Annotated in this window: 19 protein-coding genes; 9 read left to right on the top strand and 10 right to left on the bottom strand. The window is 67.5% G+C overall.

Annotated elements, in window-relative coordinates:
- Positions 1 to 161: 161 nt before the first annotated feature.
- A complete protein-coding gene (locus U4Z64_RS22840) occupies positions 162 to 1,760 on the top strand; it encodes an APC family permease (protein WP_044845903.1) in 1,599 nt (532 codons plus the stop codon).
- Positions 1,761 to 1,875: 115 nt separating this feature from the next.
- Here the strand turns inward: U4Z64_RS22840 and U4Z64_RS22835 are convergent, their stop codons facing one another.
- The 7 genes from U4Z64_RS22835 to U4Z64_RS22805 all read right to left on the bottom strand — a co-directional run bounded on the left by U4Z64_RS22835 (position 1,876) and on the right by U4Z64_RS22805 (position 7,985).
- The gene (locus tag U4Z64_RS22835) at positions 1,876 to 2,667 is read right to left on the bottom strand and encodes a class III extradiol ring-cleavage dioxygenase (protein WP_321821166.1); all 792 of its coding nucleotides are present in this window, start codon (positions 2,665 to 2,667) and stop codon (positions 1,876 to 1,878) included.
- Positions 2,668 to 2,891: 224 nt separating this feature from the next.
- Positions 2,892 to 3,488, bottom strand: coding sequence for a UbiX family flavin prenyltransferase (locus U4Z64_RS22830; protein ID WP_321821165.1), 597 nt, complete (start codon positions 3,486 to 3,488; stop codon positions 2,892 to 2,894).
- A 13-nt stretch (positions 3,489 to 3,501) separates the two neighbouring features.
- Positions 3,502 to 3,813, bottom strand: a complete 312-nt coding sequence (grxD, locus tag U4Z64_RS22825) for a Grx4 family monothiol glutaredoxin (protein WP_011883132.1) — start codon at positions 3,811 to 3,813, stop codon at positions 3,502 to 3,504.
- 67 nt (positions 3,814 to 3,880) lie between these two features.
- Positions 3,881 to 4,723, bottom strand: coding sequence for a peptide chain release factor N(5)-glutamine methyltransferase (gene prmC / locus U4Z64_RS22820; protein ID WP_321821164.1), 843 nt, complete (start codon positions 4,721 to 4,723; stop codon positions 3,881 to 3,883).
- A 7-nt stretch (positions 4,724 to 4,730) separates the two neighbouring features.
- Complete coding sequence (gene prfA / locus U4Z64_RS22815; RefSeq protein ID WP_044845899.1) at positions 4,731 to 5,813, bottom strand: peptide chain release factor 1; 1,083 nt, start codon at positions 5,811 to 5,813, stop codon at positions 4,731 to 4,733.
- Positions 5,814 to 5,898: 85 nt separating this feature from the next.
- Positions 5,899 to 7,197 (bottom strand): glutamyl-tRNA reductase, encoded by a 1,299-nt coding sequence (gene hemA / locus U4Z64_RS22810; RefSeq protein WP_044845898.1) that lies wholly within the window; start codon positions 7,195 to 7,197, stop codon positions 5,899 to 5,901.
- 26 nt (positions 7,198 to 7,223) lie between these two features.
- Positions 7,224 to 7,985 (bottom strand): response regulator transcription factor, encoded by a 762-nt coding sequence (locus U4Z64_RS22805; protein WP_044845897.1) that lies wholly within the window; start codon positions 7,983 to 7,985, stop codon positions 7,224 to 7,226.
- 171 nt (positions 7,986 to 8,156) lie between these two features.
- Between U4Z64_RS22805 and U4Z64_RS22800 the strand changes: the two genes are divergently transcribed.
- The 4 genes from U4Z64_RS22800 to U4Z64_RS22785 all read left to right on the top strand — a co-directional run bounded on the left by U4Z64_RS22800 (position 8,157) and on the right by U4Z64_RS22785 (position 11,479).
- Positions 8,157 to 8,411, top strand: coding sequence for a hypothetical protein (locus tag U4Z64_RS22800; protein WP_044845896.1), 255 nt, complete (start codon positions 8,157 to 8,159; stop codon positions 8,409 to 8,411).
- 18 nt (positions 8,412 to 8,429) lie between these two features.
- Complete coding sequence (locus tag U4Z64_RS22795) at positions 8,430 to 10,244, top strand: aminopeptidase P family protein (RefSeq protein ID WP_044845895.1); 1,815 nt, start codon at positions 8,430 to 8,432, stop codon at positions 10,242 to 10,244.
- Positions 10,245 to 10,310: 66 nt separating this feature from the next.
- A complete protein-coding gene (locus U4Z64_RS22790) occupies positions 10,311 to 10,859 on the top strand; it encodes a cysteine hydrolase family protein (protein WP_321821163.1) in 549 nt (182 codons plus the stop codon).
- Complete coding sequence (locus tag U4Z64_RS22785; protein ID WP_321821162.1) at positions 10,856 to 11,479, top strand: HAD-IA family hydrolase; 624 nt, start codon at positions 10,856 to 10,858, stop codon at positions 11,477 to 11,479. The genes U4Z64_RS22790 and U4Z64_RS22785 overlap by 4 nt, the downstream gene beginning before the upstream one ends.
- Before the next feature lie 131 nt (positions 11,480 to 11,610).
- Here the strand turns inward: U4Z64_RS22785 and ettA are convergent, their stop codons facing one another.
- The 3 genes from ettA to gcvA all read right to left on the bottom strand — a co-directional run bounded on the left by ettA (position 11,611) and on the right by gcvA (position 14,805).
- Complete coding sequence (gene ettA, locus U4Z64_RS22780; RefSeq protein ID WP_044845892.1) at positions 11,611 to 13,278, bottom strand: energy-dependent translational throttle protein EttA; 1,668 nt, start codon at positions 13,276 to 13,278, stop codon at positions 11,611 to 11,613.
- Between the two features lie 189 nt (positions 13,279 to 13,467).
- Positions 13,468 to 13,776 (bottom strand): DUF3761 domain-containing protein, encoded by a 309-nt coding sequence (locus U4Z64_RS22775; RefSeq protein ID WP_321821161.1) that lies wholly within the window; start codon positions 13,774 to 13,776, stop codon positions 13,468 to 13,470.
- A 111-nt stretch (positions 13,777 to 13,887) separates the two neighbouring features.
- Positions 13,888 to 14,805, bottom strand: a complete 918-nt coding sequence (gene gcvA / locus U4Z64_RS22770) for a transcriptional regulator GcvA (protein ID WP_044845890.1) — start codon at positions 14,803 to 14,805, stop codon at positions 13,888 to 13,890.
- Positions 14,806 to 14,998: 193 nt separating this feature from the next.
- Here gcvA and U4Z64_RS22765 point away from each other — a divergent pair, with 193 nt between their 5' ends.
- The 4 genes from U4Z64_RS22765 (at position 14,999) to gabP (ending at position 18,614) form a co-directional block, all read left to right on the top strand.
- Positions 14,999 to 16,318: an MFS transporter gene (locus U4Z64_RS22765; RefSeq protein ID WP_321801792.1), complete on the top strand. Its 1,320-nt coding sequence runs from the start codon at positions 14,999 to 15,001 to the stop codon at positions 16,316 to 16,318.
- A gap of 103 nt (positions 16,319 to 16,421) precedes the next feature.
- The gene (locus tag U4Z64_RS22760; RefSeq protein WP_321821160.1) at positions 16,422 to 16,766 is read left to right on the top strand and encodes an MmcQ/YjbR family DNA-binding protein; all 345 of its coding nucleotides are present in this window, start codon (positions 16,422 to 16,424) and stop codon (positions 16,764 to 16,766) included.
- A 38-nt stretch (positions 16,767 to 16,804) separates the two neighbouring features.
- Positions 16,805 to 16,999, top strand: a complete 195-nt coding sequence (locus tag U4Z64_RS22755) for a hypothetical protein (RefSeq protein WP_124571704.1) — start codon at positions 16,805 to 16,807, stop codon at positions 16,997 to 16,999.
- A gap of 223 nt (positions 17,000 to 17,222) precedes the next feature.
- Positions 17,223 to 18,614: a GABA permease gene (gene gabP / locus U4Z64_RS22750; protein WP_044845887.1), complete on the top strand. Its 1,392-nt coding sequence runs from the start codon at positions 17,223 to 17,225 to the stop codon at positions 18,612 to 18,614.
- Positions 18,615 to 18,637 lie beyond the last annotated feature (23 nt).

Here is an 18,637-nt window from a genome sequence, read left to right as displayed (position 1 = left end):
CGATTTTGGCGCCAACTTGGAGGTGCAACCGTTAAACTACGCGCCGCGTGGACGGGTTGCCCCGATCGGGTGATCCTTCCCCCCAAAATTGCATGCGCGCTGCTGTCCGAGCCGATCCCGGACCGCGGGCCGACCATGCTTTTTGAGACATAGGAGAGGATGTGAAGAGTTCTATTCAACGGAACATCGGCCCGTTTGCACTGATGCTGACGGGGCTGGGTTCGATTATCGGTTCGGGCTGGCTGTTCGGCGCCTGGAAGGCTGCGAAGATTGCCGGTCCGGCGGCGATTTGCGCATGGATCATCGGCGCGGTCGTGATTCTCGCGATTGCGCTGACGTACGCTGAACTCGGTGCGATGTTCCCCGAGTCGGGCGGCATGGTGCGCTACGCGCGCTACTCGCACGGTTCGCTGGTGGGCTTCATCAGCGCGTGGGCGAACTGGATCGCGATCGTATCGGTGATCCCGATCGAGGCGGAAGCGTCGATCCAGTACATGAGCACGTGGCAGTATCCGTGGGCGCATGCGCTGTTCGTGAACGGCGAACTGACGACACCCGGCCTGCTGCTGTCGGCCGTGCTGGTCGTCATCTACTTCTTGCTGAACTACTGGGGCGTCAAGGCCTTCGCACGTGCGAACACCGCGATCACGATCTTCAAGTTCCTGATCCCCGGCCTCACGATCCTCGGCCTGATGCTGTCGAGCTTCCACTCGGAAAACCTCGGCACTGCATCGAATGCAAGCTTCGCGCCGTACGGCTGGTCGGCCGTGCTGACCGCGGTCGCGACGAGCGGTATCGTGTTCGCGTTCAACGGCTTCCAGAGCCCGGTGAACCTGGCCGGCGAAGCGCGCAATCCGTCGCGCAGCGTGCCGTTCGCGGTGATCACGTCGATCCTGATCGCACTCGTGATCTACGTGCTGCTGCAGATGGCGTACATCGGTTCGGTGAATCCGGCCGACGTCGCGAAGGGCTGGTCGCAGTTCAACTTCTCGTCGCCGTTCGCCGAACTCGCGATCGCGCTGAACCTGAACTGGCTCGCGATCCTGCTGTACGTCGACGCGTTCATCAGCCCGAGCGGCACCGGTACGACCTACATGGCGACGACCACCCGCATGATCTACGCGATGGAGCGCAACAACACGATGCCGAAGATGTTCGGCAACGTGCACCCGATCTACGGTGTGCCGCGCCAGGCGATGTGGTTCAACCTGCTCGTGTCGTTCATCTTCCTGTTCTTCTTCCGCGGCTGGAGCTCGCTCGCGGCAGTGATCTCGGTCGCAACGGTGATCTCGTACCTGACCGGCCCGATCAGCCTGATGGCGCTGCGCCGCGCGGCGACCGACATCGAGCGTCCGCTGTCGATCCCGCTGATGAAGCTGATCGCACCGTTCGCGTTCGTCTGCGCGTCGCTGATCCTGTACTGGGCGAAGTGGCCGCTGACGGGCGAAATCATCCTGCTGATGATCGTCGCGCTGCCGGTGTATTTCTACTTCCAGGCGAAGTCGGGCTGGACCGGCTGGGGCGCCGACCTGAAGGCCGCATGGTGGCTGGTCGCCTACCTGCCGACGATGGCCGTGCTGTCGCTGGTCGGCAGCAAGGAGTTCGGCGGTTACGGCGTGCTGCCGTACGGCTGGGACATGCTGATCGTCGCGGCAATCTCGCTGGTGTTCTACTTCTGGGGCGTGAATACCGGTTACCGGACCCAGTATCTCGACGAGCGCGAGGCGCACGACGAGATCCTTGAAGGGGTCGGTGCCTGACGCCTGACCTGCCACCGGAATCGGCGGTGGCGGAAAGCGCAAAAAAGCCCGTCCGAGCGATGCTCGGGCGGGCTTTTTATTTGTGCTCGGCGCTTGTGTCGCCGTGTCGCGCGATTCAGGCGGCCGCGCTTGCGAACACGTAGTTCGTCATCGCGAGCACGCGTTGATACGTGCCGAGCGACTGGACGCCGAGCTGGTAGTCGTCGTCGGCTGCGCCGAGCGCGGTGAACACCGGCAGCAGGTGCTCGTCGGTCGGATGCATCAGCGCCGCGTGCGGCGCCTGCCGGCGATAGTCGAGCAGCGCGTCGACGTCGCGCGCGGCGAGCTTCGCCTCGAACCAGTCGGTGAATTCCGCGACGCGCGGGTCCGCATCCTCGGGCGCCGCGCTGAAATCGGCCGCGCGCAGGTTGTGCGTGATCTGGCCCGAGCCGATCACCATCACGCCTTCGTCGCGCAGCGGCCGCAGCGCGCGGCCGAGCGCGAAGTGATGGGCCGCGTCCGCACGCGGCTGGATCGACAGCTGCGCGACGGGCACGTCGGCTTCCGGGAACATCAGCAGCATCGGCACCCACGCGCCGTGGTCGAGGCCGTGCTCGGTCGTCGCGGTCGCGATGCCGGCCGCGTTCAGCAGCGCGGCCGCCCGCTCGGCGACCTCGGGCGCGCCCGGTGCCGGGTAGCGGATCTCGTACAGTGCGCGCGGGAAGCCGTAGAAGTCATGGATCGTTTCCGGGTGCGCGGCCACGCTCGCGACCGGCTGCTGCGTGCCCCAGTGCGCGGACAGCATCAGCACCGCGCGGGGGCGCGGCAATTCGGCGCCGAGGTGCGTGAATGCGCCGGACGGCAGCGTCGGGTCGATCGGCAGCGTCGGGGCGCCGTGTGACAGGTAAAGCGAAGGCAAGCGGTTCATGGTGGGGAGCCTGCAATAGTGGGTTGCCTGTGACTATAGGCGCGCACCGGACATTGATAAATCGGCTTGACGGAATTTGATTGAATCGCAATGGTTGATAATTCGGCCGATTCGGGTGCGCGGGAGCAGGCGTGGAGAGGCTGGGCGCGGCTGGATCGAACCGGAAGGCGGCCGAATCGACGAAGATACGTGGAGAACGGCGCCGAAGCGCCGCGGCGAACGGCTTACCGTGCGGGCCGGATGCCGGCCCACGGCGTCGTCATCGGTGCGCTGAGCGTGAACAGGTCGAGCACGCGCGTGACGGTCTGGTCGACGAGTTCCTCGATCGTCTTCGGCATCGCGTAGAACGCGGGCAGCGGCGGAAACACGATGCCGCCCATTTCGGTCACGGCGGTCATGTTGCGCAGATGGGCGAGGTTGAACGGCGTTTCGCGCACCATCAGCACGAGACGGCGGCGTTCCTTCAGCGTGACGTCGGCCGCGCGCGTGATCAGGTTGTCCGACAGGCCGTGCGCGACGCTCGCGAGCGTCTTCATCGAGCACGGGGCGATCACCATCCCGTCGGTCGCGAACGAACCGGACGCGATCGTCGCGCCGACATCGCGCACCGAATGCACGACATCCGCCCGGCTTTCGACTTCGGCCTTCGACAGCTGCAATTCATGCTGGATATTGAGCCAGCCGGCGTTCGAAACCAGCAGGTGCGTTTCGACGCCGCCGGCGGCGCGCAGCAATTCGAGCAGCCGCACGCCGTAGACCGCGCCGGTGGCGCCGGTGATCGCGACGATCAGCCGGCGTGGCGGCGCGCTGGGAGATGCCATCGGGAACGGGGCGTTACGCGGCGGCGAACAGTTGCTGCAGTTCGCCCGACTGGTACATCTCCATCATGATGTCCGAGCCGCCGATGAATTCGCCCTTCACGTACAGCTGCGGGATGGTCGGCCAGTTCGAGAATTCCTTGATGCCCTGGCGGATTTCGTCGTCCTCGAGCACGTTGACCGTCTTGAACTGGTCGACGCCGCAGGCTTTCAGCACCTGCACGGCGCGGCCCGAAAAGCCGCACATCGGGAATTGCGCGTTGCCCTTCATGAAGAGCACGACCTGGTTTTCGTCGACGATTTGCTTGATACGTTGTTGGGTGTCCATGACTGACCTTGCGTTGGCGGGGCGTTAGAACGAAATGATAGCGGATTTCAACCGGGCGGGCCGGCCGTCAGACGGGCCGGCGGCCGCCCGTGGTGCGTTCGATCGCGGCGAGATCGGCGAGCGATTCGACCGCGACGAAGCCGCGTGACACGAGCAAGGCACGCACGGATTCGGCCTGGTCGTAGCCGTGCTCGATCCAGAGCGTGCCGCCCGGTTTCAGGTAGGCGCCGGCGCCTGCGACGATCGTGCGGATCGCGCTGAGGCCGTCGGCATCGTCGGTGAGCGCGCCGCGCGGCTCGAACCGCAGGTCGCCCTGCGCGAGGTGCGGATCGTGCTGCGCGATGTACGGCGGATTGCTGACGATCATGTCGAACGCGAGCGTCGGATCGAGCGCGGCGTACCAGTCGCTCTGCAGCCAGTGCAGCGGGCCGCCGGGGCGGCGCGCGTCGAGCAGCTTGTGCGCGTTGCGCCGGGCGACGTCGAGCGCGGCCGATGAGCGGTCGAGCGCCCACACGCGTGCATCGGGCCGTTCGGCGGCGATCGACACGGCGATCGCGCCGCTGCCGGTGCCGAGATCGAGCACGGCCGGATGCGGGCGACCGTCGATCGCGTCGAGCGCGGCTTCGACGAGGAGTTCGGTTTCGGGGCGCGGGATCAGCACGTCGGGCGTCACATCGAACGGCCGGCCGAAGAATTCGCGCATCCCGACGAGCTGCGCGACCGGCTCGCCCGCCACGCGGCGCGCTTCGAGCGCGCGGTAGCGCGCGATCGCGGCGGGCTCGAGCGGGGTGTCGCCGCGCGTGATCAGCTGCGTGCGGGTCCAGCCGAGCGCGTACGCGAGGAGCACGCGCGCATCGACCGGGTCGAGCGGCGACGCGCGCAGCAGATCGTCGGCGGTGGTATCGGGCATCGCGGCCTCAGTCGGTGTCGCCGAGCGACGCGAGCAGTTCGGCCTGGTGTTCGGTGACGAGCGCGCCGATCAGTTCGTCGAGATCGCCGTCCATCAGCGCCTCGAGCCGGTACAGCGTGAGGTTGATCCGGTGATCGGTCATCCGGCCCTGCGGGAAGTTGTACGTGCGGATCCGCTCCGAGCGGTCGCCCGAGCCGATCAGGCTCTTGCGCGTCGCCGCTTCCTTCGCGTGCTGCTCGTGATACTGCTTGTCCTTGATGCGCGCGGCGAGCACCTTCAGCGCACGATCCTTGTTCTTGTGCTGCGAGCGGTCGTCCTGGCACTCGACGACGATCCCGGTCGGGATGTGCGTGACGCGCACCGCCGAATCGGTCTTGTTGATGTGCTGGCCGCCCGCACCCGACGCGCGGAACGTGTCGATCCGCAGGTCGGCCGGATTGATCTCGACCTCGCCGATTTCGTCGGCTTCCGGCATCACCGCGACCGTGCAGGCGGACGTGTGGATGCGCCCCTGCGTCTCGGTCGCCGGCACGCGCTGCACGCGATGGCCGCCCGATTCGAACTTCAGCCGCGAGTAGGCACCCTGGCCGGCGATCCGCACGATCACTTCCTTGTAGCCGCCGAGATCCGACGGGCTCTCCGACATCATCTCGACCTGCCAGCGCTGGCGTTCCGCGAAGCGCAGGTACATGCGCAGCAGGTCGCCCGCGAACAGCGCCGATTCGTCGCCGCCGGTGCCCGCGCGGATTTCGAGGAAGATGTTGCGGTCGTCGTTCGGGTCCTTCGGCAGCAGCATCTTCTGCAACTCGCCTTCGAGGCGAACCATGCGTTCCCGCGCGCTGCGAATCTCGTCTTCGGCGAAATCGCGCATCGATGCATCGGCGACCAGCTCCTGCGCGGCCGTCTCGTCGCTGCGCGACTGGCGCCACAGCGCGTACTGCTCGACGACCGGGCCGAGTTCCGCGTGTTCGCGCGTCAGCTTGCGGTACTGGTCGAGGTCGGCCGTGACGTTTTCGCGGCTCAGCAGGTCGTTCAGTTCGGCCAGCCGGATAGACAGCTGGTCGAGCTTGCGTTGCATGCTCGTCTTCATGGTGTGGAGCGACGCTCCCGGACAAAAGGGGTATTCGAAAAGGATAGGCCGGCGCGCGGCCGGCGGCAGGGGCAACCGGCCGGCGCTAGTGGCCGGACTGGTCGTTCGAGCGCGGCGCGTGCTGGTAGAACCCGCGCATCAGGTCGATCAGCGAATCGCGGTCGGTGCCGTTCACGCGGTTGAGCGCGCTCGTCGGGCCGTGGATCAGCTTGTTGGTGAGCGCCTGCGACAGCGCTTCGAGGACGGCGGCCGGATCGTCGCCGCGCGCGAGCAGCTTCTGCGCCTTCTCGACTTCCGCGCGGCGCAGCGCGTCGGCCTGCGTATGCATGTGACGGATCACCGGCACGACGCTGCGCGTGTCGAGCCACTGCATGAAGTTCTGCACGCGGGTTTCGATGATCGTCTCGGCTTGTGCAACCGCGGCCTGGCGCGATGCGTTGCCTTCGCGCACGATCGCACCGAGATCGTCGACGGTGTAGAGGAACACGTCCTTCAGCTTGCCGACTTCCGGCTCGATGTCGCGCGGCACCGCGAGGTCGACCATGAAGATCGGCCGGTGGCGGCGCGCCTTCACCGCACGTTCGACCGCGCCGAGGCCGATGATCGGCAGCGTCGACGCGGTGCACGACACGATGATGTCGAATTCGTGCATGCGGGCCGGCAGGTCCGACAACGGCATCGCGCGGCCGTTGAAACGTTCGGCGAGCCGCTGGCCGCGTTCGGCCGTGCGGTTCGCGACGACGAGCTCGCGCGGGCTCTGCGCGGCGAAGTGCGTCGCGCACAGCTCGATCATCTCGCCGGCGCCGATGAACAGCACGCGCTGATCCGACACTTTTTCGAAGATGCGCTGCGCGAGGCGGACCGCGGCGGCGGCCATCGACACCGACTGCGCGCCGATCTCGGTCGTGCCGCGCACTTCCTTCGCGACGGCGAACGTGCGCTGGAACAGCTGGTTCAGATAGGTGCCGAGCGCGCCGGCTTCCGTCGCGGTGCGTACCGCATCCTTCATCTGGCCCAGGATCTGCGTTTCGCCGAGCACCATCGAATCGAGACCCGACGCGACGCGGAATGCGTGCCGGACCGCTTCCGATTGCGGCAGCGCATAGACGTGCGGGGCGAGTTCGTCGACCGGAATCTGGTGGTACTCCGACAGCCAGCGAATCGCACCCTCGCGGGCGGCCCGATCGTCGGTCGCGCAATAGAGTTCGGTGCGGTTGCAGGTGGAGAGGATTGCTGCTTCGGGCGCATTCGGCGCCTGGGGGCCGAGGAACACGTTCTTGAACGTGACGAGAGCCGGCTTGATTTGCTCGAGCGGAAACGCCACGCGTTCGCGCAGGGCGACAGGCGCAGTGTGGTGGTTGATTCCGATCGTGAGGAGTTGCATATCGAGGGCTATCGTTTAGCCCCATATTATAGCGTTTCAGCGATTTCCTCACTTGCGGCATACCGGGCATCGGCGTGGCGCGGCCTCGAATTTGGGGGCTCGATCGGCACGCGGTCGAGCTGGTAGCCGTAGCCGTAGAGCGGCAGAAGCCGGTAGCCGCGCTCCGGAAGCAGCCGCAGCTTGCTGCGCAGCCGGGACGCATGGGTGTCGAGCGTGCGCGACTTCATGTCGCGGCGGCGGGCCCAAACCGTCTCGAGGATATGCGCGCGCGACACGGGCCGCGACAGGTTCGCGAACAGCAGCTGTGCGAAGCGGAACTCCTTCGGCGTGAGCGCGACGATCGCATTGCCGAAGCGCACGAGGCTGTGGGTCGCATCGAATGCGTATTCTCCATACATTTCGCGCGAGCGATTCGGCGGCCGCCGGACACCCGCGCGCCGGCTCAGCGCGTTGACGCGTGCGAGCAGCTCGGGGCCGCTCACCGGGCGCACGAGGCAGTCGTCGGCGCCCGCGTGCAGGCACGACACGACTTCGCTTTCGCGCGCTAGCTGCATCACGGCGATGGCCGGCAGCCCGGGCAGGATCGCCTGCGCCCGCGGAATGACTACCTCGGCCGGCTGGTCGCCGGCCCAGTTGCCGATGATCAGCATGTCGCAGGTATCGGTGGCGAGCCACTCGAAGAACGCCGCGCTGGACGGAAACGCGTGGCACACATGACCGCCGGCGAACAGCAGGCGGTTCAGGAGCGCAGCATGATGCGCCTCCGGATCGATGAGAGCGATTCGCATGAGGATTTCTTCAATACGCCTGCGGGTGCGCGCTTGCCATAACGTCGGGTCGGCCCCTACACTCGAATGTTCGCGGCGCCCGGCTGGTCTCGGGTTCGATGGATGAATCGATGCTAGCCGCTGGCAACGTTCACGCCTATGGGACGAATCTGAATTTATAGAAGGCGTCGAATGAACTGGTTTGGAATCCTTGTCCTGGGAGCGGCCGTCGGGCTGTTCGGCCGGTGGCTGCATCCGATGCGGCGCACGGGCCGGCCGGCATGGTGGATCGTGGTGCTGGTCGGCATCGCAGGCGCCGCCGCCGCGCGCATGGCCGGCAATCTCTCTGGACTGTTTTACGACGGCGAAACGCTCGAATGGCCGGTCTGCACCGGTGTCGCGTTCCTCGCCGTAGCCGTGACGGTCGCCGTGTCGGCCCGTCGCTGAACGCTCTCAGGTGAAATCATGAATGCCCGTCTCCCCGAAGTCTCGTCGGTGCCGGCCCGCCTCGCGCTGCTGCGCGGCGCGATGGTCCGCGAGGACCTGGCCGCCTATCTCGTGCCGTCCGCCGATCCTCACCTGTCCGAGTACCTGCCCGAGCGCTGGCAGGCGCGACGCTGGCTGTCCGGTTTCACGGGCTCGGTCGGCACGCTGGTCGTGACCGCGGATTTCGCGGGCTTGTGGGTCGACAGCCGCTACTGGGTGCAGGCCGAGGCCGAACTCGCCGGCACGGGCGTCCAGCTGATGAAGATGACGGGCGGGCAGCAGAGCGCGCCGCACGTCGACTGGCTCGCGCAGAACGTGCCGGCCGGGACGACGGTCGGCGTCGACGGCGCCGTGCTCGGCGTCGCGGCGGCACGCGCGCTGACGGCCGCGCTGAGCGCGCGCGGCATCGCGCTGCGCACCGATCTCGACCTGCTCGACGCGATCTGGCCGGAGCGCCCGGGGCTGCCGGGCGACGCGGTGTTCGAGCATGTGGCGCCGCAGGCCGACACGACACGCGCGAGCAAGCTCGCCGAAGTGCGCCGTGCGATGCACGCGCAGGGCGCGCAATGGCATTTCGTGTCGACGCTCGACGATCTCGCGTGGCTGTTCAACCTGCGCGGCGCCGACGTCAACTTCAACCCCGTGTTCGTCGCACACGCGATGATCGGGGCCGATCGCGCGACGCTGTTCGTCGCCGACGGCAAGGTGTCGCCGGCGCTGGCCGCGTCGCTCGCGCAGGACGGCGTCGAGGTCCGCGCGTACGACGCCGCGCGCGCGGCGCTCGCGGCGCTGCCCGACGGCGCGACGCTGCTGATCGATCCGCGCCGCGTGACGTTCGGCACGCTCGAGGCCGTGCCGGCCGGCGTGAAGCTGATCGAGGCCGTGAACCCGTCGACGTTCGCGAAGTCGCGCAAGACGTCCGCCGAGATCGAGCACGTGCGCGTGACGATGGAGCACGACGGCGCCGCGCTCGCCGAGTTCTTCGCGTGGTTCGAGCAGGCGGTGAACCGCGAGACGATCACCGAGCTGACGATCGACGAGCGACTCACGGCCGCGCGCGCACGGCGCCCCGGCTACGTGTCGCCGAGCTTCGCGACGATCGCCGGCTTCAACGCGAACGGTGCGATGCCGCACTATCGCGCGACGCCCGAGTCGCACGCGACGATCGCCGGCGACGGCCTGCTGCTCGTCGATTCGGGCGGCCAGTACACGACCGGCACCACCGACATCACGCGCGTCGTGCCGGTCGGCACGGTCAGCGACCTGCAGCGCCGCGATTTCACGATCGTGCTGAAGTCGATGATGGCGCTGTCGCGCGCACGCTTCCCGCGCGGCATCCGCTCGCCGATGCTCGACGCGATCGCGCGCGCGCCGATGTGGGCGGCCGGGCTCGACTACGGCCACGGCACCGGTCACGGCGTCGGCTACTTCCTGAACGTGCACGAGGGCCCGCAGGTCATCTCGCACTACGCGCCAGCCGAGCCGTACACGGCGATGGAAGAGGGGATGATCACGTCGATCGAGCCGGGCGTGTACCGGCCCGGCAAGTGGGGCATCCGGATCGAAAACCTGGTCGTGAATCGCGCGGGCGGGCAGACCGAATTCGGCGATTTCCTCGCGTTCGAGACGCTGACGCTGTGCCCGATCGACACGCGCTGCGTGCTGATCGAGATGCTGCATGAAGAAGAACGCGCGTGGCTGAACGCGTATCACGCGACCGTGCGCGAACGCGTCGGCCGGCACGTGAGCGGCGACGCGAAGGCGTGGCTCGACGCGCGCACGCAGCCGATCTGACGCGACGCGCAATACACGACAGATACCGGCCGCGCGACGGCCGGACCACGACGGAGAGGGCAATCGATGGCAGACACCGCAGTGATCGTGATCGACATGCAGCGCGGGCTGGTGCAGCGGGCGCGGCCCGCGTACCGGCTCGACGACGTCGTGTCGGGCATCAACCGGCTGACGGCGGCGGCACGTGCGGCAAACGCGCCCGTGTGCTTCGTGCAGCACGACGGCGATGCGGACGACGACATCGTGCCCGGCACGCCTGGCTGGGAACTGCATGTGGAACTGATCGTCGGTCGCGCCGACTGGCGCATCCGCAAGCAGGTGAGCGATTCGTTCCACGACACGCCGCTCGCCGCGCAGCTCGACGGCCATGGCATCCGTTCGGTGCTGATCTGCGGTTATGCGACCGAGTTCTGCGTCGATTCGGCCGCGCGCCGCGCGGCACTGCTCGGCTACCGGACGACCGTCGTGTCCGACCTGCACACGACGAACGAGCGCGCGCACCTGTCGGCCGCGCAGATCGTCGCGCATCATCACTTCGTGTGGGAAAACAATACGCTGTCGGGCAATGCGGTGACGCCGCGTCCGCTCGCCGACGTGCTCGCGGAGTTTGCATGACGATCAAGGCGGTGGTGTTCGATTTCGGCGGCGTGCTGATCGACTGGAGCCCCGAGTACCTGTACCGGCATCTGATTCCGGACGAAGCCGAGCGCCGCTGGTTCCTCACGCACGTGTGCGCGATGGACTGGGTGATCCGGCAGGACGGCGGGCAGACAATCGACGAAGGGACGAGCGAGCTGGTCGCGAAGTTTCCGGCGCACGAGACGCTGATTCGCGCGTTCTACGCGCGCTGGCACGAGATGATCGGCGGCGTGCTCGACGAAGGCGCCGCGCTCGTCGACCGGCTCGATGCGCAGGGGATGCCGCTCTTCGGGCTGACCAACTGGTCCGCGCAGACGTTTCCGTATGCGTGGGACAACTTCCCGGTGCTGCGGCGCTTCAAGGACATCGTCGTGTCGGGCCGCGTGAAGCTCGTGAAACCCGATCCGGCGATCTACCGCGAGATGCATGCGCGGATCGATCCGCACCTGCCGGGCATTGCGCCGCATGAGCTCGTGTTCATCGACGACAACGCGAAGAATGCCGCGGCTGCGACGGCACTCGGCTGGCATGGCATTCATCACACGAGCGCGGCCGCGACCGAGGCGCGTTTGCGCGAGCTGGGCGCGCTCGCGTAGGCCGGCGCCGGACGACAGCCGGATGAAAAAAGCGGGCCGGGAGCCCGCTTTTTCGTTTTGCCGAGCCGGAAGCGGCCGCTTTCGGCATCCGGCCGCGCGTCGCCGCGCGCCGGATGCACGGGCCGCATCGTTCAGCGGCTGATCGGCTTGTAGCGCAGGCGCTTCGGCTTCGCGGCTTCCTCGCCGAGGCGCGCACGCTTGTCGGCTTCGTATTCCTGGTAGTTGCCGTCGAAGAACGTGACCTGCGAATCGCCTTCGAACGCGAGGATGTGCGTCGCGATCCGGTCGAGGAACCAGCGATCGTGCGAGATCACCATCACCGAGCCGGCGAATTCGAGCAACGCGTCTTCCAGCGCGCGCAGCGTTTCGACGTCGAGGTCGTTCGACGGTTCGTCGAGCAGCAGCACGTTGCCGCCGGAGATCAGCGTCTTCGCGAGGTGCAGGCGGCCGCGTTCGCCGCCCGACAGGTTGCCGACGATCTTCTGCTGGTCGCCGCCCTTGAAGTTGAAGCGGCCGATGTACGCACGCGACGGCGTTTCGTACTTGCCGACCGTCAGCACGTCGGCGCCGCCCGAGATTTCCTCGAACACCGTCTTCGAGCCGTCGAGCGCATCGCGGCTCTGGTCGACGTACGCGAGCTTCACGGTCGGGCCCATCACGACTTCGCCCGAATCCGGCTGTTCCTTGCCGGTCAGCATCTTGAACAGCGTCGACTTGCCGGCGCCGTTCGGGCCGATGATGCCGACGATCGCGCCGGCCGGAATCTTGAAGTTCAGGTTGTCGATCAGCAGGCGGTCGCCGAACGACTTGCTGACGTTCTTGAACTCGATCACTTCATTGCCGAGGCGGTCGCCGACCGGAATGAAGATTTCCTGCGTTTCGTTGCGCTTCTGGTATTCCTGGCTGTTCAGCTCCTCGAAGCGCGCGATACGCGCCTTCGACTTCGCCTGGCGGCCCTTCGGGTTCTGGCGCACCCACTCCAGTTCCTTCTTGATCGCCTTCTGGCGCGCCGATTCCGACGCTTCTTCCTGCTTCAGGCGCTCTTCCTTCTGGTCGAGCCAGCTGCTGTAGTTGCCCTTCCACGGAATGCCGTGGCCGCGGTCGAGTTCGAGAATCCACTCGGCCGCGTTGTCGAGGAAGTAGCGATCGTGCGTGACGGCGACGACGGTGCCCGGGAAGCGCACCAGGAACTGCTCGAGCCAGTCGACCGATTCCGCGTCGAGGTGGTTGGTCGGTTCGTCGAGCAGCAGCATGTCCGGCTTCTCGAGCAGCAGCTTGCACAGCGCGACGCGGCGCTTTTCACCGCCCGACAGGTGCTCGATCTTCGCGTCCCATGCCGGCAGGCGCAGCGCGTCGGCGGCCACTTCGAGCTGCTGCTCGGGGCTGCCGCCGTCGCTCGATGCGAGGATCGCTTCGTATTTCGCCTGCTCGGCCGCGAGCGCGTCGAAGTCGGCGTCCGGTTCCGCATAGGCCGCGTAGATTTCCTCGAGCTTCTTGTTCGCCTGGAACAGGTCGCCGAGGCCTTCCTCGACGGCTTCGCGCACCGTCTTCGTCGGATCGAGCTGCGGTTCCTGCGGCAGGTAGCCGATGTTCAGGTTCGGCATCGGCGTCGCTTCGCCTTCGATGTCCTTGTCGACGCCCGCCATGATGCGGATCAGCGTCGACTTGCCCGAGCCGTTCAGGCCGAGCACGCCGATCTTCGCGCCGGGAAAGAACGACAGCGAGATGTCCTTCAGGATCTGGCGCTTGGGCGGCACGATCTTGCCGACCCGGTTCATCGTGAAAACGTATTGGGCCATTTGGGTGTGAAACTCAGAAAGGGTTGAGACTGCCGCGCAGCGCATCGGCGTGCGTGGCGTCGGGGGATTCGGTACGGAGCGTGCCGCGCGGGGCGCGGCGGTGTCGCCGCGGGTTGGCGGCGCGAGCGCGTATTGTACTTCGGCGCCGGCTGCCGCTGGCACCGCGCTGGCCATTCGGCCGACCCGCGTTCACAGCCATCCGGCGACGCCGCCGTGCCCCGAGCAGGTGCCGCGCCGATGGCGGCTGAAGCTGTACGTGCCGTCGCGGCAGCGCGCGCTCGCGCCCTCGGGCACGCGGCCCGATTTCGAATGCGCCGGTGCATGGACGGTGTCGCCGTCGCGATTGCGGTACGTGTCGTGCCGGTCGAGGTCGGCTTCGCTGCCGTAGCTGGGCGACGCGCGATAGGCGTGCGCCGCGGGCGGCAGGGCGGCGCACGCGCCGAACAGCGCGGCCGACAGGGTTGCGATGCGTGTCGCGCGGCGGAGCAGGGCTGGCATGGTCTCTGCTGATGTCGTTGTCCGTTGCCGGTGGCTGGCGGGCCGACGGCCCGGGCCGCATGTTAGCCGATCGGCTCGAGATCGTTGCCGCCGCCCCGCGCTGCAGCGACGCTACGCCGTGCCCGTCATCGATGCCGCGCCGTCGGCCTGGGCGGCCTCGAGAATCCACCGACGGAACGCGGCGACTTTCGCGCGCTCCGCATGATGCGGCGGATAGACGAGGTAGTACGCGAAGTCGTCGAGCCACGCGACGTCGGCAAGCTGCACGAGCCGGCCGCTCGCGAGCTCGCCGCGCACCATCGCCGCCGGCAGCAGGCCGGCGCCCTGGCCGGCGAGGATCGCCTGCAGCAACAGACTGGAATCGTCGAACGCGGGGCCGCGCGGCGGGCCGAAATCGGCGATTCGCTGCGCGTCGAACCAGATGTGCCAGCCCTTGCGTTCGGCGTCGTGCAGATGCGGCCATCCGGCCAGGTCGGCGGGCGTGGCCGGCATGCCCAGCCGCGCGACGAGTTCCGGCGCCGCAAGCGCGACGATCTCCACGGTCAGCAGCCGTTCGCTGCACAGCCCGATGTAGCGGCCGAGACCGTGGCGGATCGCGACGTCGACGCCGTCGCGCGAGAAATCGGCGAGCGCATGGCTCGCGACGATCTGCAGGTCGACGTCCGGGCATGCATCGCGGAACTGCGCGAGGCGCGGCACGAGCCATGCGGATGCGAAAAACGGCGTGACGCTCACCGTCAGCACGCCGCTGTCGGCGGCGCCCGACACGCGCTGCGACGCGTCGGCGATTTGCCGGAACGCGTTGCGCACGGGCGGCAGATAGTCGCGGCCCGCGGCGGTCAGCAGGATGCCGCGGTTCACGCGCTCGAACAGTTGCACGCCGAGATGGGTCTCGAGCGTGCGGATCAGCTGGCTCACCGCGCCGGGCGTGACCGACAGCTCTTGCGCTGCCGATTTCACCGACAGGTGGCGGGCCGCCGCCTCGAACGCGCGCAACGCGTTGAGCGGTGGCAGACGGGAACGGTTCATTGAGTTTTTCTAAAGCGAAAGGCCGACGAAATATCGTTTGAGGCAAGGCATGCGCGCGAGTACCGTTGTCGCGTCGGATCCAATTCGTCACGGCTGACTTGCGGCGGTCGATGCGACCAACATAGTTCAACTATATCCATGAGGCAATCCGGACGCCGTGCGGCGTCCGGCGGAACCTGAGAGGAGCATCGTCATGAGCGGCCCGCGCGCGTCGCGCGTTTTCTACGGCTGGTATGTGGTGGCGGCCGCGTTCGCCGTCACGTTCGTCGGCTTCGGCAGTGCGTACACGTTCAGCGCGTTCGTCGAAGCGCTGCAGCGGGATTTCGCCGCATCGCGCGGGCAGATCTCGCTCGTGTTCTCGCTGGCCGGCTTCCTGTATTTCGGCTTCGGCATCGTCAGCGGCCCGCTTGCCGATCGTTTCGGCTCACGGCGGCTCGCCGTCACCGGCATGTTGCTGACGGCGGCGGGTCTCGCGGCGGCAGGCGCCGCGCATACGCTGCTGCAGGTCTATGTCGCGTACGGGCTCGGTGTCGGTCTCGGCGTCGGCTGCGCGTATGTGCCGGCCGTCGGCGCCGTGCAGCGCTGGTTCGTGCGGCGGCGCGGCTTCGCGTCGGGGCTCGCGGTCGCGGGAATCGGCGTCGGCACGCTCGTGATGCCGCCGCTCGCCTCTGCGCTGATCGCGCACGTCGGCTGGCGCGGCGCCTATTTCACGCTTGCGGCGCTCGCCGTCGCGATCGGCGCCGGGATGTCGCTGCTGATCGAGAACGACCCGCGCGGGCGCGGGCTGTTGCCGGACGGGGAGGCCGTGCATCCCGCCGCCGGCGGAGGCTTGCCGGAAGCGGGCGGGCACACGGCAGGGGCCGCGGACTCCGTGAACGCTGCTGATCGCGCGCGGGCTGCCGCAGCGGCGCCCACCGGTGCGACGCTGCGCGAGGCCGTCACGTCGCGACCGTTCGCGAGCCTCTACGCGGCGTGCCTCGTGTGCTCGTTCGGCGTCTTCGTGCCGTTCGTGCACCTCGTGCCGTATGCGCTCGATCATGGCGTCGCATCGTCGACGGCCGTGCTGCTGCTCGGCGCGATCGGCGTCGGCAGCACGGCTGGGCGCTTCTTTCTCGGCGGCCTCGCCGACCGCTTCGGCCGCCGCGCATCGCTGCTCGCGATGTTCGCGGGCATGGCCGTCGCGCTCGTCGCGTGGGCCGGCGCCGGCAGCGTCGCGACGCTGGCCGCGTTCGCACTCGTGTTCGGCGTGTTCTACGGCGGCTGGGTCGCCGTGCTGCCCGCCGTCGTGATGGACTACTTCGGCGGCCGCAACGTGAGCGCGATCATCGGCGTGCTGTACACGAGCATTGCGTTCGGCACGCTGATCGGGCCGGCTGCGGCCGGTTTCATCTACGACGCGGGTGGCGGTTATCTCGTGCCGATCCTGGCCAGCGCGGCCGCCAATGCGATCGCGTTCGCGATCGTCGCCACCACCGGCCGCGCGCAGATGGCCGTGCGCGCGGCCGGCCGCTAGACGCGCGTCGCCCGCTGCAAGGCACGGCGCCTTCCAGCTAGGCGCGATCTACGATTTCCGCTACGGTGGCCGGAACTCGATCATCGACGGCTGGAGGCGCATCGTGACATTCGACGAAGTGCGGCAGATCGCGCTCGCATGGCGCGGCGTCGAGGAGGGGACGTCGTACGGCACGCCCGCACTCAAGGTGAAGGGCAAGACGCTCGCGCGCCTGCGCGAGGACGGCGATACGCTCGTCGTGAAGGGCGTCGGCGCCGACGAGCGCGCGTGGCTGATCGAAGCGGAACCCGACGTGTATTACCTGACCGACCACTATGCGGGCTGGCCGATCGTGCTGGTGCGCCTGTCGGCCGCGCATCCCGACGCCGTGAGAAACCTGCTTCTGCGCGAATGGCGCGCAATCGTGCCGGCCAAATGGCGCGACGCAGGGCCGGACGACGCCAACTGAGCCGCGCCCGCGCGGCACGCGATCCGCTTCGACGGAACGTGTTCACCATGATGCCGAGCGGGCACGCGCCGTCATCACTTGCCCGATCCGGCTGCCCGCAGGCGGACGCCGAACCGGATCATGCGTTGCATCGGTTCGCATCGATGCAACAAGTGGATCCATCGAAATTCTTCAATTGGTTCTTAGTGAAGAACCGTTTGATGCTTACACTCCTTCGCTTCGAAGGCGGCTGACCGACAGCCGACGGAAGGGGCGTACGCGATGCGCCGGCACCTCGTGCGCCGCATCGCACCCGCGGCTTCGCAGACTGCGTCGCGCACCGACCGGAACAGCTCGACCCGGCTTCCTGCCCGTATGCGCGCATGCGCGGCGGGCTGCCGGGTTCAACAACGACAACTCCCCGCCGCCTTCACGCGACACCCGGTCATACCGGAACCGTTTTTTGGAGAGAGACACATGAGTGGAAGCAAGACAGGCCTCGGCACGGGTCTGAAGCAGCGGCACGTGACGATGATGTCGATTGCCGGCGTCATCGGCGCGGGCTTGTTCGTCGGCTCCGGCCACGCAATCGCGGAAGCCGGCCCGGCTTCGATCCTCGCGTATGCGATCGCGGGCGTCCTAGTCGTGCTGGTGATGCGCATGCTCGGCGAGATGGCCGTCGCGCATCCGGACAGCGGTTCGTTCTCGACCTATGCCGATCGCGCGATCGGCCACTGGGCGGGCTTCTCCATCGGCTGGCTGTACTGGTGGTTCTGGGTGCTCGTGATCCCGATCGAGGCAACCGCTGCGGCTACCATCCTCAATGCGTGGTTCCCCGGCGTCGCGACCTGGATCTTCGCGCTCGGCATCACGCTGCTGCTGACGATCACCAACCTCTTCTCGGTCAAGAACTACGGCGAATTCGAATTCTGGTTCGCGCTGATCAAGGTTGTCGCGATCGTCGTGTTCCTGTGCATCGGCGGTGCGGCGATCGTCGGCATCGTGCCCGCGCCGGCCGTATCGGGCGTGTCGAACCTCTTCGCGCACCAGGGCTTCATGCCGAACGGCGCCGGCGCGGTGCTCGCGGCGATGCTAACGACGATGTTCTCGTTCCTCGGTACCGAGATCGTGACGATCGCGGCCGCCGAGTCGGACAACCCGCAACGCCAGATCGTGCGTGCGACCAATTCCGTCATCTGGCGTATCACGCTGTTCTATCTCGGCTCGATCCTCGTCGTCGCGGCGATCGTGCCGTGGAACGATCCGCTGCTGCCGAAGCACGGCTCGTATCAGCGTGCGATGGAGCTGATCGGCATTCCGAACGCGAAGGCGATCATCGACGTGATCGTGCTCGTGTCGGTCGCGAGCTGCCTGAATTCCGCGCTGTACACCGCATCGCGGATGCTGTTCTCGCTGTCCAAGCGCAAGGACGCACCTGCGTTCCTGCACAGCACCGATTCGACCGGTACGCCGCGTGCGGCCGTGCTGGCATCGACCGCATTCGGTTTCCTGACCGTGATCGCGAACTACCTGATGCCGGAGCAGGTGTTCGGCTTCCTGCTGGCGACGTCGGGTGCGATCGCGCTGCTCGTGTATCTCGTGATCGCGATCTCGCAGCTGCGGATGCGCAGGACGCTCGAATCGGGCGGCGCCGACCTGACGCTGCGGATGTGGCTGTTCCCGTGGCTCACTTGGGCGGTGATCCTGTTCATCTGCGGCACGCTGACCGTGATGTTCGTCAGCGAGGAACACCGGATGGAAGTCGGTGCGACGGCCGTGCTCGCGCTGCTCGTGCTGTTTGCGTCTTGGCTGAACAAGCGCGGTCGCGATGCGCGGGCGGGGGCGGGGCGGCGGGTGTCGGCGATGTGATGAAGTGACGATGCGGCAGCGGG

It is taken from the genome of Burkholderia sp. BCC1996 (assembly GCF_905339955.1).
GTDB lineage: Bacteria > Pseudomonadota > Gammaproteobacteria > Burkholderiales > Burkholderiaceae > Burkholderia.
Note: the sequence above shows the minus strand (reverse complement) of the source record. Positions and strands in the feature narration are given on the sequence as shown.